A 13,412-nucleotide genomic window follows, 5' to 3' on the forward strand; every position below is an offset into this window, starting at 1 on the left:
TCACTTGGGGATATCATCGGGTCGAGAATAAAAAGATCATAAAATAACCAGAAATAAGCATCAGGTGAGATAACCTGAGCTTGGTTCTGGCTTATCATTGATGTTTACAGGAGAACCTGATGCTGAAGCGATAAGAACCCATTCTTCTGGGGTGTATAGATGCAGGAAGGTTCAGGCTGGCGTTGGCAGGCGCTGAGATGAAGAAAAGTCAGACCGGATTTTTTTGAACGGTGCGGCTTCTTCTTCCTGATTGTAAAGACGAACATCCATACAGGCGAATTCATAACAATCCTTGCATGAACAATAAATTTTTCCGTCCAGATATTGGTGCGGTGTCAACAAGGCTGGTTGTTTACACCAATCACAGACACCTTCAATCATAAACATGATCTTATCCTCTTTATAAGTACACGCTGATCTTAATCGGTACAGGTGATGAAAATATTTAATTTTGATGAAAATTTCATGTATGCCGGAGGTCAAGTCATACCATTCTAAGTCATTTTCTGATCTGGATATATCTGGTACCGCAAATCGCTCAAGCTATGCATTCTTGTCAGGGGACAAGAAGTATCAGTTCTGTAATCGCCTCATTGTTTTACGTGAGCCAGAATAATTTTTAAAGATTGATTGAGTCGTTTCATTTCATCATCACTGCCTTTTAAATCAGGATGATATAGTTTGCTAAGCTGTTTATAACGCAGCTTAATTTGTTTCATATCCGGAATCTGTTTTGGGTGATAGCCGAATAAGGCACAGGCGAGTTCAAGTTTCTGAGATGTCGTGGTGGTAGCGGTTTTTTTATTGGATTGTACCTGGTGCTGAAGTTTTTTGACTTCCTGAAATAGGGCGGCGAGCTGTTGTTTCTGTTTTTTAATCGTTTGTTGTTGTTCCGAGAGTTTTTGAGTCTGAACACTGGTGTTTTTTTGATAGATCTTCTGTTTCTTCAGCAAAAGCTGTCTCAGGATGGCAACAATAAGCAGGAACAGCGCAAGAAAGCTCCCCCAAATCAGGCTGCTACCCACCAATGCGCCAGAACTTTCTTTTGCAGATACAGCGGGGGGAAGTTTTTCTCGTGCAGGTGGATTTTCTGACTGAACCAGTAAATTGTCTAACAATTTAATTTGAGATATCTGTCTGGCACGTTGCTGATTGAATTTCTTCTCTAAAAGCTGGCTGTAAAGTTGTTCAGCCTTGGGATCTTTTGTCGCTGCGACCCGATACCAGATCAGGGCCTGAGATTGTGCCGGTAATCCGGCAGACTGATGCTCAAATAACTGCCCCAGCCGGATTTGTGCCGATAGATGACCATTGGTTGCGAGCAGAGTAAGCCAGTAAATCGCTTGCTCATTATCCTGTGGGGTACCTTTTCCCGTCAGATAAGCTTCGGCAACCTCTGCCTGTGCCTGGGTATTGCCATTTTCTGCGGCCTGTTCAATCCAGTAAAAAGCCTGAGCCTCATCCTGTTCGACACCTTCGCCGCGCTGATACATTTGTCCCAGTTGATACTGAGCCTGGCTATCCCGTCCGATCGCAAGACTTTTCAGCGTCTCGAAATCAGAAGCACCGACAGAAAATGTCAGAATCAATAAGGAGAAGGTCGTGGTGAATTTCAAGCAAGCTCCTGCAAGAATACACAGGGGAAATCATTTCCCCTGAATTGCTTTACTTTTATTTTAGAGGAAGGATTTTAATTTCGACACGGCGGTTGCACTGTCTTCCCTGTTTATTCAGATTTGAACAAATCGGATGACGCTCACCAAGCCCCCGTGAAATCGCGCGGCCTGCCGCGACACCTCTTGAAACCAGATACTGGCGGACAGATTCTGCACGCTTTTCTGACAGCACCTGATTGGTTCTGTCACTGCCGGTACTATCGGTATGACCTTCAATGACTAAGCTGGTCTCAGGGTATTCAACTAAAATTTTAGCCACGCCATTCAATGTATTATGAATACTGTAATTCAGTTGATATGAGTTCGTATTAAATCCGATACCATTTTTCATAATCAAGCGTAATTCATTTTCTCCGACCCGCTGAACCTGTACGCCTGAATTGAGCAAAGATTGTCTCAATGCCGCTTCCTGCTGGTCAAAGTAATAGCCAATACCGCCACCAACAGCAGCACCACCGAAAGCACCGATAAGTGCATGTTGCCTGCGCTCTGTTGCGTTATCCCCGGTTGCTAATCCGGCAACTACGCCTGAGATAGCTCCGATAATAGCCCCTTTAGTCGCTGAATTGGTTTCCATTTCACCTGTTGTCGCATTTTGTCTTTGTGTCGCCTGACATCCTGTCAACAGAGCAGCAATCAGAAAAGCAGTCGTTACCTTTTTCAATGGAGTGTCTCCTCAAAAAACTGTGAATCTTTATAGTTAATATAGTAACTGAGAGTCTGTGTATAGATTATTTCAATAATTTTGGCGATTGTGCACCATCAATCGGACGGTTGACAGAAATTTTACGTCCTTTTTTCAGGCCCGTTTCATAATCCTCAGTCAAATTTTTCATCGCTTCTTTGAGTTGTTTTTTAAACGTTTCCCGATCAACATTTTTGAATTCCCGATCAATATAATTATTGATTTTGTTGCCGGCATCTTTGTCCGGAGAAATGATCGGAAGTTTTTCCAGAGCCCCTTCAATCCAACCGGAAATAAATGAATTGACTCTGCGTACAACCTCGGCGTTGGAAGTGCCGCTACCCGCGAAACTGTTACGGAATTGACCGGATTGTTCATTCATTTCACGGTAGATGACATCAAAGGCAAATGCAGCAAAGATTGCCCGATCAGCTTCACCGATAAATTCTACCCGTTTTAAACCTTTATGGTTGAGGAGAACGGCTTCGACACCAAAACGGGTATTGATACCGCGGATAATACGCAGAATATTGTTATTGATTTGAGTTGGCAGGAGATGGGATGACTGGGTTTTTCCCATTTTGATAAATTCAATATCATCTGTGTTCAGACCATACTTCAACATCAGACGGTGTGCCATTTTTATGGCACTGGCGGCTTCGTTGACGTTTGCTGAATTACCAAGCTCCAGACACTTTGCAATTTTTTTGAGGGCTTTTTCTTTATCCATTGACCTTAAAACGGGTTTGAATGCTATAGGCAAAGTCAAACATTCTAACGTCTCCGGTATGAAATGCAAAGGCAGTGTGCCGGTGACGCTGATAAATTGTCAAAGCTTCCGCACACTGCCGCAAAAAGTCAGATTTTATATACCGAGCTCATCAAGCAAATCGTTTGATGCATCATCATCGGGTTCACTTTCAGGCGCCGGACCTGCTAATTCTTTTCTCGCCGACTCCAGAATTGAATCCGGGCTTTCATCTTCTGAAATTTCGAATTCTTCTAGCTGGATAAACTCTGTTTTATCCATAGCAAGCTCCAGATAAAAGATATTATTTTTCGCTGTGGAAAATGTCACCCGACGGGCCTGTGGACGATCAAGGTTGGTATCCACGGAGAGGAGGACCTGTTTATTCAGGGATAACATTTTAGGTTGATTCTGGGTAATATTCGTCTGCAACTCTTTACGGATTTTGTTTGTAAAATCACCTACCAGCTGGTTCATGAGTTCTCCAAGCACATCGCCAACCTCATCTGAGGTATGCAGGACGGCAAGTTCATCCTCGGGCATCCCCATATTTTTCATATAACTGCTGTAGAGCTCAAGCGCGGCTTTCGAGGTAAAGTTGATAACGACCAAACCTGAGAAGCCGCCGTCAAAAAGCACAAAACAACCGAAATCGGGTTTGAGTGATGTCTTGTTAATCTTTTGTACCATTGCAGAATAAGTGACCTGCGTTGACGTTGCTGCACTCAGAACGCCGGAAACGGACTGACAAAGTTTCAGTAATATATCTTCGGTGGTGATAACTCGGTTTTTTTTCATGTGCTCGTCCATTAAAGAATTGGCTGTCAGGCATACTTCATCATGAAGTACCCATGTGTACAAATTATACGGAGATAATATCCGTATTGACATCCGGTCATCTGTTTTTTATTGACAGTTTATCCGGTGCCAGAACCTGAGTTCAAACAACAACACTTGCTTTATTGTTGCACTGAGATTCTGTTTTGAACACTCTCCTAAATGTTGTAAAGTGACTTCAATCAAAGATCAAGAATAAAAATATGAATTCACTCAGTTGATGCAGCGGGGTGAGTCCAGATAAGCAGGAAGCACATGTTACCAAAACTTCAATTTCAATCAGATATTGAACCAGTGGTTTTAGATTATTTAAAAGAACTTGAATCACAAGGGTTTACCGGAGATATAGAAACGTCTTATTCCAGCCGGCATGCAGTCTCTACTGATAACAGTGTTTATCAGCAGCTCCCTCAGGCCGTAGTTCATCCTAAATGTACTGAGGATGTTGTTCTTATCGGAAAAGTGAGCGCCAACCCGGCTTACCAATCGGTCACTTTTTCTCCCAGAGGAGGAGGAACCGGCACCAATGGACAGTCATTAACCAGAGGAATTGTGGTTGATTTGTCCCGGCATATGAATCAGGTGTTAGAAATTAATTCTGAAGAAGGCTGGGTACGTGTTCAGGCGGGGGTGATTAAAGATCAGCTGAATGATGCGGTCCGTCCGTATGGTTTCTTCTTTTCTCCTGAACTTTCAACCAGTAACCGGGCTACACTTGGCGGAATGATCAACACGGATGCCTCCGGTCAGGGGTCATTGAAGTACGGGAAAACATCCGATCATGTTTTATCACTTCAGGCTGTGTTTGCTGATGGCTCCCTGCTCGAATCGGATATGTCCGCCGGAGAGCCTGCGGCCGGTACTTATGCGGCGCAGGCGATGACGGTGACAGAGGCCGTCTGCCGTGATAACCGTCAGCAAATTTTGGATAAATTCCCGCCATTGAACCGCTTTCTGACGGGTTACGATATCAAGAATGCGCTGAATGAAGATGACGGCTCGTTCAATATAACCCGGGTATTATGTGGTGCGGAAGGCTCTCTGGCTTTTATTACTGAAGCCAAACTCAACCTGACGCCCATACCGGCTGTCCGGGTTTTGGTCAATGTAAAATACGACAGTTTTGATGCGGCACTGCGAAATGCACCTTTGATGGTAGAAGCTGACGCATTATCAGTCGAAACCGTGGATTCCCGGGTGTTGAATCTGGCGAAAGAAGATATTGTCTGGCATAGCGTGAAGTCATTACTGACTGATGTCCCTGGCAGAGAGATGCAGGGAATTAATATTGTTGAATATGCAGGCCAGGACTCAGAAGAAATTAGTGCGAAAGTTCAGGCACTGACCGCCAGACTCGATGTCATGATGGATCAGTCCGAAGCCGGAATTATTGGCTATCAGGTTTGTGAAGATTTATCTGGTATTCAGCGTATTTATAATATGCGAAAAAAAGCAGTTGGATTACTTGGGGCAGCTAAAGGGCATGCAAAACCGGTCCCGTTTTCGGAAGATACCTGCGTTCCTCCGGAAAATCTGGCCGACTTTATTGCTGAATTTCGTGCTTTACTGGATTCCCGGTCTTTGGATTACGGCATGTTTGGACATGTCGATGCGGGGGTGCTGCATGTTCGTCCGGCGCTTGATCTGTGTGATCCAAATCAGGAAATTCTGATGCAGGAAATTTCCGATGAGGTGGTGAAGCTGGTAGCAAAATACGGCGGCCTGATGTGGGGAGAACATGGTAAAGGTTACCGCTCAGAATATGGTCCTGAATTCTTTGGTGACGGGCTTTTCACGGAGCTAAGGCGGATTAAGGCGGCATTTGACCCAAATAATAAAATGAATCCGGGGAAGATCTGTACGCCGCTCGGAAGCGATTTTGAACTGGTTAAAGTTTCAGATGTGAAACGCGGTTATTTTGATCGTCAGATTGATGTGGAAGTCCGCGACAGTTTTAAGCAGGCGATGGAATGTAACGGAAATGGTCTGTGTTTCAACTATGACGCCAGTTCTCCGATGTGCCCGTCGATGAAAGTGACTGCTGACCGGCGTCATTCTCCTAAAGGTCGGGCAGGTCTGGTTCGTGAATGGCTGCGTCAACTGACGGAGCAGGGGATTGATATTCTGGATATAGAGCATCAGACACTGAGTTCGGCTTTACCTGTGAAGGCTTTGATTGACCGGATTCGCCATACATGGAATAAAAAACATGAGTATGATTTTTCTCATGAAGTGTATGAAGCGATGAATGGTTGTCTGGCTTGTAAAGCTTGTGCCAGCCAGTGCCCGATTAAAGTCGATGTGCCCAGTTTCCGGGCTCGTTTTCTGAATTTGTACCACACGCGTTATCAGCGCCCGGCAAAAGATTATCTGGTTGCTAACATTGAGACGATGTTGCCTGTGATGGCTAAAATGCCGGTTATCGTCAATGGGATACTGGCACAGAAATGGACGCAAAGTCTGACTCAATCGCTTCTGGGATATATCGACACACCACTGCTCAGTGTTCCGACACTTGCAAAAAGAGTGACAAAGAAAGCTTTGATTCCGTTTAGTCTGGAAGGCTTGGCTGAAGTTCCGGCAGCACAAAAGCAAAAATATGTCATTATTGTTCAGGATCCTTTTACATCATATTACGATGCGGGTGTGGTTGACGATTTCATTTCACTGGTCGTGAAGCTGGGGATGCATCCGGTGTTGTTGCCATTTAAACCGAATGGTAAAGCTCAGCATATCAAAGGCTTTTTGAAGCAGTTTTCATCCACTGCAAAATCAACCGCTTCATTTTTGAAAGCAGTTGCTTCACTGAATATTCCGATGGTAGGTGTAGACCCGGCGACAGTGCTGTGCTATCGCGATGAATATCAGGAAATGCTGGGTGATGAGAGAGGGGACTTTGATGTGCTGTCGGTGCATGAATGGTTACTTCCAAGGTTGTCTGATACAGACTTTTCTGAAGTGGTTGCGGATGAATCTCCCTGGTACTTGTTTGCTCATTGTACCGAAAAAACGAAATTGCCCAATTCTGAAAAAGAGTGGTGTGAAATTTTTGAGCACTTTGGTGCCCGTCTAAAACCGGTTTCTGTTGGCTGTTGCGGTATGGCAGGGACATTTGGTCATGAAGCGGATAAGTACCAGATGTCGGAAGACATTTATGCATTAAGCTGGCGCGGAAACCTCGCCCAACTGCCGGCGGAACGCTGTCTGATCACCGGTTATTCTTGCCGGAGTCAGGTCAAAAGGTTTGAAAAGATTCAACCAAAACATCCGTTACAGGCATTGCTTTCATTATTTTAGAAAAAAATTCAGAATAAATTCAATGTGGGTGAAGTCATCTGGCTGAGCCCTGTTGACCATGGGGGCACGGATAACTTTCAACGCAGAGCTGCGATGTTAGCCAATCGGTGCCTGACTCAATTATCAACTCTCGCTGCATCTCTGTTCTGGCTCCGTATGAGGTGAGTCTGTTCCCTGAAGATAAATACGCTCTGGTGCCGCGTGCTCTTCTTTCTCCGTTATTGATTCATAAACCTTCAAAAATCATTGTCTTGTTATGATCAGACAAAATATTACCATTCTATTATTGCAACTTATCAATTGAAAAATGATCGAAATGAGAGCAGTTAAACAGATTGAAAAGAATTATGTTGTTTGCTTTATGAACAATTTTAATGTGCAATTTGTTGTATTACTATGATGCATGTTTATTTCTGTTTGTGTCATATAACATGCGTGATAACGGCAAGGTAACTAAAACAGGTTTGATTAAGATGTGTGCAAGACGGGTCGTCTTTTTCGGTCATCTGACCCTGATAATATCTGTATACCCGAACAAACTCACCCGCTGGGCGTCAGCCGAAACGCACATTTTTGCGTCAGGTGAATTTGACAGGAGTTTACATGCCAGCATTCACCGCCCTTGAATTGCACGTTTCGGCTGGCGCTGAATCATGCATTTTCAGGTCGTTTGATGAGTGAAGCAAAAATAAATAAAAAATGAAACCGCCATATCAAGCTGATTTTGTAGCGGAGATTTTGTGCCTGAGTCACAGGGAAGCGTGAGTGACTGTAAGCCCGTGGCGGTAAAAGAATAAATTTAAAAGGGGACTACCTGTTATGAATGGATTAAGCCGCTTCAGTTTTTTGGCAAAACCCAACACTTTATCATTGTTCATCAGTGCAGCGCTGATGAGTTGTGGTGCTTATGCGCAAATCAGCGTTGATTATTCAATTTCTCCCGATGAACAGAATCATGCCATCAGTGATTTGATCTATGGAACAAATCACCGGATGAAAATGACCGGGAATGAAAACTTTGGTTTTTACCGGTTAGGCGGGAACAGAACAACTGGCTATAACTGGGAAAATAATTACTCGAATGCCGGTGAAGACTGGAAACACTCCAGTGACACCTATATGGTCCCGGATGGTGCAGATGAAACCGTTCCCGGTATCACCATGACTGATTTTATCGACAATGATGTTGCTGCTGGTGCCAAAGCCATGGTCACTTTGCAGATGGCTGGATATGTTTCAGCAGATAAGAATGGTACGGTGGAAGAAGGCGAGGTTGCACCATCCGCGCGATGGATTCCTGTTGTTGCCAAAAAGGCCGGAGATTTTTCATTAACTCCGGATTTAACGGACAATGCCGTTTATATGGATGAAATGGTGAATTTTCTTGTGAAACGATATGGCAAAGCTGAAGATGGTGGTGTTTTTGCCTACTCACTCGATAATGAACCTGCTTTGTGGTCACATACACATCCCCGTATTCATCCGGAACAGGTCAAAGCAAAAGAGTTAGTGGATCGCTCTGTGGCACTTGCATCTGCTGTGAAAAGTGTCGACCCGGGTGCAAAAATATTCGGGCCGGCATTATACGGTTTCAGTGCTTATGTTTCTTTACAGTCCGCACCTGACTGGTCAGATTATTCTGATACCTATCACTGGTTTATTGATTATTATCTGGCTCAGATGAAAGCTGCACAGTCTGAATCAGGTCAAAGGTTACTTGACGTGCTGGATCTGCACTGGTACTCATCAGCAACTGGTGGTACAGGTATCACCTCAAATGATGCGACTTCGGATAAGGATAAAGTCGCCCGTATGCAGGCACCCAGAACGTTATGGGATGCTGATTATAAAGAAAACAGCTGGATTGCTCAGTGGAATTCTGCTGAATTACCATTGATTCCGCATATTCAAAAGTCGGTTGATACTTATTACCCCGATACGAAAATAGCTTTTACCGAATATAGTCATGGTGGGGGAGATGATATCTCCGGCGGGATTGCTCAGGCAGATACCTTAGGTATTTTTGGTAAGTATGATATCTATGCGGCAAACAGCTGGATATTGAATAACGCAGATGATTATCTTGCCAGTGCCTACCGGCTTTACCGGAACTACGACGGCAGCAATAGTACATTTGGTGATACCAGTGTAAAAGCAACCATGAGCGATAAAGAGAATAGTTCTGTTTACGCGTCTGTCGATTCAAAAACCGGAGATTTACATGTCATTGTATTGAATAAAAATATGAGTGATGCCATCAGTGGCTCATTCACTATTGATTCTTCCAGGGTTTATCAATCAGGTCAGGCATATGCGATGACATCTGCATCCACTGATATTAAGCCGGTTGGCGGGGTCGATATCTCAAATAACCAGCTTCAGTATGATATTCCTGCTTTATCTGCCTATCACTTTGTGTTGACTACCTCGGGTTCAGGCGGGGAAACGCCTGAACCCGGAGAAGAAACCGGCGTGACAGCCAGCGTTGATATCCCTCAAGATGGAAACACTTCCTATTGCACCAATGTTGTGGTGACAAATAACGGCACTGAGGCGATTGAATGGAAAGTCTCAGTAGATATCGAAGGCACTGTCAGTAAGCTCTGGAATGCTGAATGGACACAGGAAGGCAGCAAGTTGACACTTCAGGGCGTTGAATGGAATAAAACACTGCAACCCGGAAAAAGTACGGATTCCATTGGTTTTTGTGCGAACCGGTAGTCGTCAATTTTTTAATGATGAAATCAATCCCTCAGCTATCTGAGGGATTTTTTATGGTTGAACATGTGTGTCAAAGGCCGGTGACACAAAAATACCCTGATAAAGTACATTTATTCTTGTTTGTCTGTATATTCTTAATCCACGGTGAATTAAAACATGGTGAATTAAAAGATGTCGAATCAACGGATATCGATCCTGTCCGGGTCGTGTAAAAGAATATGAATAAACTATTTTTCAGGGTGACACCAGTTGCGGTTTTCCTCACCGCTGCCGGGTTGATTTGGGGATGCTCAGTGTGTTGTGTCTGGGCTGCGATTGATTTACCTTTCCGGATTTATGTTGCCGCATTGAGTTTGCTGTCATCCGGATATTTCGGATTAAGTGCGTTATATCGGTTTTTCAGAGCCAAAACAACAATCAATCCGCTACAACCAGAAAGAGCCAGTGCCTTTGTTTGTGAGGGTGTTTATAAAGTATCCCGTAATCCTATGTATTTGGGGTTGTGTATTTTACTGGTGGGGTTTGCATACTGGCAGGAAAACCTTGTCGGCTTTGTTTTTGTGCCCGGCTTTGTGATTTATATGAATCACTTTCAGATTCGGCCTGAAGAGCAGGCACTGAAAACTTTATTTGGTGAGGAATATCTTATTTATAAAGCTCAGGTCCGTCGCTGGCTCTGAAGGAAACATGTATCTAATCATGTGAAATCAGGGATTTCACATGGAAGATTCAGGAGTTTGGAGCAGTAAATAAAAAAACAAATAGTGCTCAGGCAACTTCCGGAGCGAACTGAGCCATAAATCGGGTTTTGTGATCATCCAGCTTTTGTATCAGTGCGTCTATCGACGATTGGTTATATGGACGAAGACCGCTGACAACCATACGTTTCACGCCTTTACCAACGAGTTGTCCTTCGTTCTTAAACTGAAAGTTCAGTTCAACAGCTCCGCGTTTGCCCTCAACATCAAATGTTGTATCAGCAAGTTCTACTTCAGGCCGGGACAGATCCAGATGCTCAAGGTCAATATCCATACTCTCATAGATGACGAGAGGGCGTTCACAGTTAATCATGACCTGTTCTTTTTGCATGAGCGGCACAAGAATATACGGGAAATTCATTCCGGAAAACTGAACATAGCTGGTCACCAGATGCTGAATGAGTTCCTGATTTTGGGTCATTTCACCTTCTCTGCGCATATGCAGATATTCTTTGCCATTTTCATCAATCACAGCACTCTCTTTATCGTTTTTTTTCTCGATTTTAAGCGCAGTGTTTGCATTCACCATACCGGAAAAGTTGAATGACATCCTCTGACTGATCCCTTCTTTCTTGAGTAAGACTGCGAATAGCAAATCTCCGGGTACACAAAAGCGTTTATTATCTTCATCGTGAATAGGATTAAAATCACCCGCGATTCTTTTAGCAAAGTGGCTTGCCTGCTGTCGTGTGAATTGAAACTGATGTTGAGAAGTTGAGAAATAGGGCGCTAAAAACATATAAGGTCTGTTGTCTGATAGAAAATTTTGAACGATATTATAACGAACATTCTTCAGTAAATGGTCGATCCAGTCTGAAGAAATATCCGGGTTTCATTTATAACCTGGTTAATAACAAATAATCTGGTAAATAATAAACTGGCCTCTGCAAATCAGGCCAGTTTGACTTTAGTCTCTTTTCCAGAATATATGGCAAAATTTCTGCGATGGATCCCGGCTGACAAGCATCCGTGCAAAAATATCATCGAGTGCGTCACTTTCTTCATTGACAAGGCCAATGTGAATTTCAGCATACGTCGTTTTGTCAACGTCAAAGCCAACTTCGGATGACCAGTCATCCGCCACTTCGACCAGTTCAGCTGCACCCCGATCATCAAATTGCGCAGTAAAAATCAGGACATCAGCTGGTTCAAGGTTATCGGCGGCCATTTCGAGAAAAATATCGTAGGCAGTGTCGATGGTTTCATCATAGGAAAGAAGCTGCGTCATAGTTTACGCCCGGCTCATAAATTTACGTTCAGTCGTATTGATAATAACGCGCTCACCTGTTGCAATATACTCAGGTACCTGGACAACCAACCCCGTGGCGAAGTGAGCGGGTTTTGTTCTTGCAGAAGCTGACGCGCCTTTAATTGACGGATCGGTTTCTGAGATAACCAGTTCGACCGACGCAGGCAATTCGATTGCGGCAGCATTATCGTTGATCAAAATAACATGAAGCCCCTGAGTTTCTTCATTAATGAAAAGCAGGTCATCTTTGATATCTTCTTCTTTGAATGTATATTGATCAAAATTTTCAGAATCCATAAAGATATAGCTGTCACCATCAATATATGAAAATGTCACAGCGCGCTTGGTCATCGCAACAGTTTCCATAACATCATCTGATTTGAAACGCTCATCGACTCTGGAGCCGGTTGCTAAATCAGAACAACGGAATTTGTAGATTTTAGCGCCACCTCTGCCACCTGGAGTTGTAATTTCAATATCTTTCACCAATAGAGTCTTACCATTAGATTCAATTGCAAAACCTTTTTTTATTTCACTTGCCTTTGGCATCTACTATATCCTTTGTTGTAAATCTTCGTGTATTATACCGAAAGCATTCAAAGAAAAGGAATATTTTGAAGTATTCTCGGAGAGAAAGGTTCCATTTCAATAACGGTTGTCTATGCAATTACCTGTAATTAATCCAAAAACACCATTTCAGAATCATTATCAGCCCGCAATCAAATCTTTGGTTGCCTATCTGACGGCAGGGCTGGGTGATAATTTACACAGTATCTATGTTTATGGCAGTGTTGCCCGGAAGACAGCGCGACCTGAGTATTCTAATCTGGATATTGTTGTTGTATGCCATCAACCATTTGATGACCGGAAAACAACCGTTTTCAATACACTGCGCTGGCGGTTTCAGAAGTCATTTCCTTTTATCACAGATATCGATATTAAGTCGGCCTTAGTCAGTGAGGTTGCATCGCTGGACAGCCTTTTTTCATGGGGTTTTTTGCTACGCCACTGTGCTGTTTGTATATACGGCGAAAATCTTTCAGAGTGCTTTGGTAATTATGAAACCAGCTGGGAGATCGCAAAATACTGGAATATGGATATTGAAGAGCGGATTGTCTATTTCAGAGACCGTCTGGCAAAAGCGGGACAAGAGTCTGAACAGATGAAGATTCAGACGATGCTGGCAAAAAAGCTCTTGCGGGCAAGCTACGGTTTGATTATGTACAAGGATAAATGGTGGTTTGATGATCCGGTTGAGTGTGGGCAGCATTTTCTGAAGTATCATCCGGAAAAAGAACAGGATGTTGCCCGTCTGAGCATCCTGCTCAGACAGAAAGTGATTCCTAAGCGCTCCGTGATTGGTCTGCTGGATGATTATGGCCCATGGCTTGCGAAGCAATATAAAAAAACAGAGTTTCGCATTGGTTAAATGGTCAGAATA

General features: G+C 43.6%; 13 protein-coding genes. 5 read left to right on the plus strand and 8 right to left on the minus strand.

Annotated elements, in window-relative coordinates; translation table 11 throughout:
* Positions 1 to 171 precede the first annotated feature (171 nt).
* The 5 genes from OCV29_RS07940 to OCV29_RS07960 form a co-directional block, all read right to left on the minus strand.
* Positions 172 to 387: a hypothetical protein gene (locus OCV29_RS07940; protein WP_073605885.1), complete on the minus strand. Its 216-nt coding sequence runs from the start codon at positions 385 to 387 to the stop codon at positions 172 to 174.
* A 203-nt stretch (positions 388 to 590) separates the two neighbouring features.
* Positions 591 to 1,616 carry a tetratricopeptide repeat protein gene (locus OCV29_RS07945; RefSeq protein WP_084193508.1) on the minus strand — a complete coding sequence of 342 codons (1,026 nt, stop codon included), beginning with the start codon at positions 1,614 to 1,616 and terminating at the stop codon, positions 591 to 593.
* A 55-nt stretch (positions 1,617 to 1,671) separates the two neighbouring features.
* Positions 1,672 to 2,340 carry an OmpA family protein gene (locus OCV29_RS07950; RefSeq protein WP_073605886.1) on the minus strand — a complete coding sequence of 223 codons (669 nt, stop codon included), beginning with the start codon at positions 2,338 to 2,340 and terminating at the stop codon, positions 1,672 to 1,674.
* Positions 2,341 to 2,407: 67 nt separating this feature from the next.
* Positions 2,408 to 3,091, minus strand: a complete 684-nt coding sequence (locus OCV29_RS07955; RefSeq protein ID WP_073605887.1) for a DUF2786 domain-containing protein — start codon at positions 3,089 to 3,091, stop codon at positions 2,408 to 2,410.
* A 135-nt stretch (positions 3,092 to 3,226) separates the two neighbouring features.
* Complete coding sequence (locus OCV29_RS07960; RefSeq protein WP_073605888.1) at positions 3,227 to 3,907, minus strand: DUF3334 family protein; 681 nt, start codon at positions 3,905 to 3,907, stop codon at positions 3,227 to 3,229.
* Between the two features lie 294 nt (positions 3,908 to 4,201).
* Between OCV29_RS07960 and ydiJ the strand changes: the two genes are divergently transcribed.
* The 4 genes from ydiJ (at position 4,202) to OCV29_RS07980 (ending at position 10,644) form a co-directional block, all read left to right on the plus strand.
* On the plus strand, positions 4,202 to 7,243 hold the full coding sequence (ydiJ, locus tag OCV29_RS07965; protein ID WP_073605889.1) for a D-2-hydroxyglutarate dehydrogenase YdiJ: 3,042 nt from the start codon (positions 4,202 to 4,204) through the stop codon (positions 7,241 to 7,243).
* Positions 7,244 to 8,062: 819 nt separating this feature from the next.
* The gene (locus OCV29_RS07970; protein WP_073605891.1) at positions 8,063 to 9,964 is read left to right on the plus strand and encodes a glycoside hydrolase family 44 protein; all 1,902 of its coding nucleotides are present in this window, start codon (positions 8,063 to 8,065) and stop codon (positions 9,962 to 9,964) included.
* Positions 9,965 to 10,017: 53 nt separating this feature from the next.
* A complete protein-coding gene (locus tag OCV29_RS07975) occupies positions 10,018 to 10,176 on the plus strand; it encodes a hypothetical protein (RefSeq protein WP_175561607.1) in 159 nt (52 codons plus the stop codon).
* Between the two features lie 6 nt (positions 10,177 to 10,182).
* A complete protein-coding gene (locus OCV29_RS07980) occupies positions 10,183 to 10,644 on the plus strand; it encodes a methyltransferase family protein (RefSeq protein ID WP_073605892.1) in 462 nt (153 codons plus the stop codon).
* An 88-nt stretch (positions 10,645 to 10,732) separates the two neighbouring features.
* On the opposite strand, the gene OCV29_RS07985 is transcribed toward OCV29_RS07980, so the two are convergent.
* The 3 genes from OCV29_RS07985 to efpL form a co-directional block, all read right to left on the minus strand.
* Positions 10,733 to 11,461, minus strand: coding sequence for a DUF3581 domain-containing protein (locus OCV29_RS07985; RefSeq protein ID WP_073605893.1), 729 nt, complete (start codon positions 11,459 to 11,461; stop codon positions 10,733 to 10,735).
* A gap of 168 nt (positions 11,462 to 11,629) precedes the next feature.
* Entirely contained in the window at positions 11,630 to 11,950 is a 321-nt protein-coding gene (locus OCV29_RS07990) for an HI1450 family dsDNA-mimic protein (RefSeq protein ID WP_073605894.1), read from the minus strand.
* A 3-nt stretch (positions 11,951 to 11,953) separates the two neighbouring features.
* Positions 11,954 to 12,520: an elongation factor P-like protein EfpL gene (efpL, locus tag OCV29_RS07995; RefSeq protein ID WP_073605895.1), complete on the minus strand. Its 567-nt coding sequence runs from the start codon at positions 12,518 to 12,520 to the stop codon at positions 11,954 to 11,956.
* 112 nt (positions 12,521 to 12,632) lie between these two features.
* On the opposite strand from efpL, the gene OCV29_RS08000 reads away from it, so the two are divergent.
* On the plus strand, positions 12,633 to 13,400 hold the full coding sequence (locus OCV29_RS08000) for a nucleotidyltransferase domain-containing protein (protein WP_073605896.1): 768 nt from the start codon (positions 12,633 to 12,635) through the stop codon (positions 13,398 to 13,400).
* Positions 13,401 to 13,412: the final 12 nt, after the last annotated feature.

The sequence above is a fragment of the Vibrio aerogenes genome (assembly GCF_024346755.1).
Classification (GTDB): domain Bacteria; phylum Pseudomonadota; class Gammaproteobacteria; order Enterobacterales; family Vibrionaceae; genus Vibrio; species Vibrio aerogenes.

Bases quoted from the DNA above. Each gene is read 5' to 3' on its own strand.
- OCV29_RS08000 (WP_073605896.1), top strand. From the start codon at position 12,633: ATGCAATTACCTGTAATTAATCCAAAAACACCATTTCAGAATCATTAT.
- OCV29_RS07960 (WP_073605888.1), bottom strand. From the start codon at position 3,907: ATGAAAAAAAACCGAGTTATCACCACCGAAGATATATTACTGAAACTT.
- OCV29_RS07985 (WP_073605893.1), bottom strand. From the start codon at position 11,461: ATGTTTTTAGCGCCCTATTTCTCAACTTCTCAACATCAGTTTCAATTC.
- OCV29_RS07990 (WP_073605894.1), bottom strand. From the start codon at position 11,950: ATGACGCAGCTTCTTTCCTATGATGAAACCATCGACACTGCCTACGAT.
- OCV29_RS07980 (WP_073605892.1), top strand. From the start codon at position 10,183: ATGAATAAACTATTTTTCAGGGTGACACCAGTTGCGGTTTTCCTCACC.
- OCV29_RS07940 (WP_073605885.1), bottom strand. From the start codon at position 387: ATGTTTATGATTGAAGGTGTCTGTGATTGGTGTAAACAACCAGCCTTG.
- ydiJ (WP_073605889.1), top strand. From the start codon at position 4,202: ATGTTACCAAAACTTCAATTTCAATCAGATATTGAACCAGTGGTTTTA.
- OCV29_RS07975 (WP_175561607.1), top strand. From the start codon at position 10,018: ATGGTTGAACATGTGTGTCAAAGGCCGGTGACACAAAAATACCCTGAT.
- efpL (WP_073605895.1), bottom strand. From the start codon at position 12,520: ATGCCAAAGGCAAGTGAAATAAAAAAAGGTTTTGCAATTGAATCTAAT.
- OCV29_RS07955 (WP_073605887.1), bottom strand. From the start codon at position 3,091: ATGGATAAAGAAAAAGCCCTCAAAAAAATTGCAAAGTGTCTGGAGCTT.
- OCV29_RS07970 (WP_073605891.1), top strand. From the start codon at position 8,063: ATGAATGGATTAAGCCGCTTCAGTTTTTTGGCAAAACCCAACACTTTA.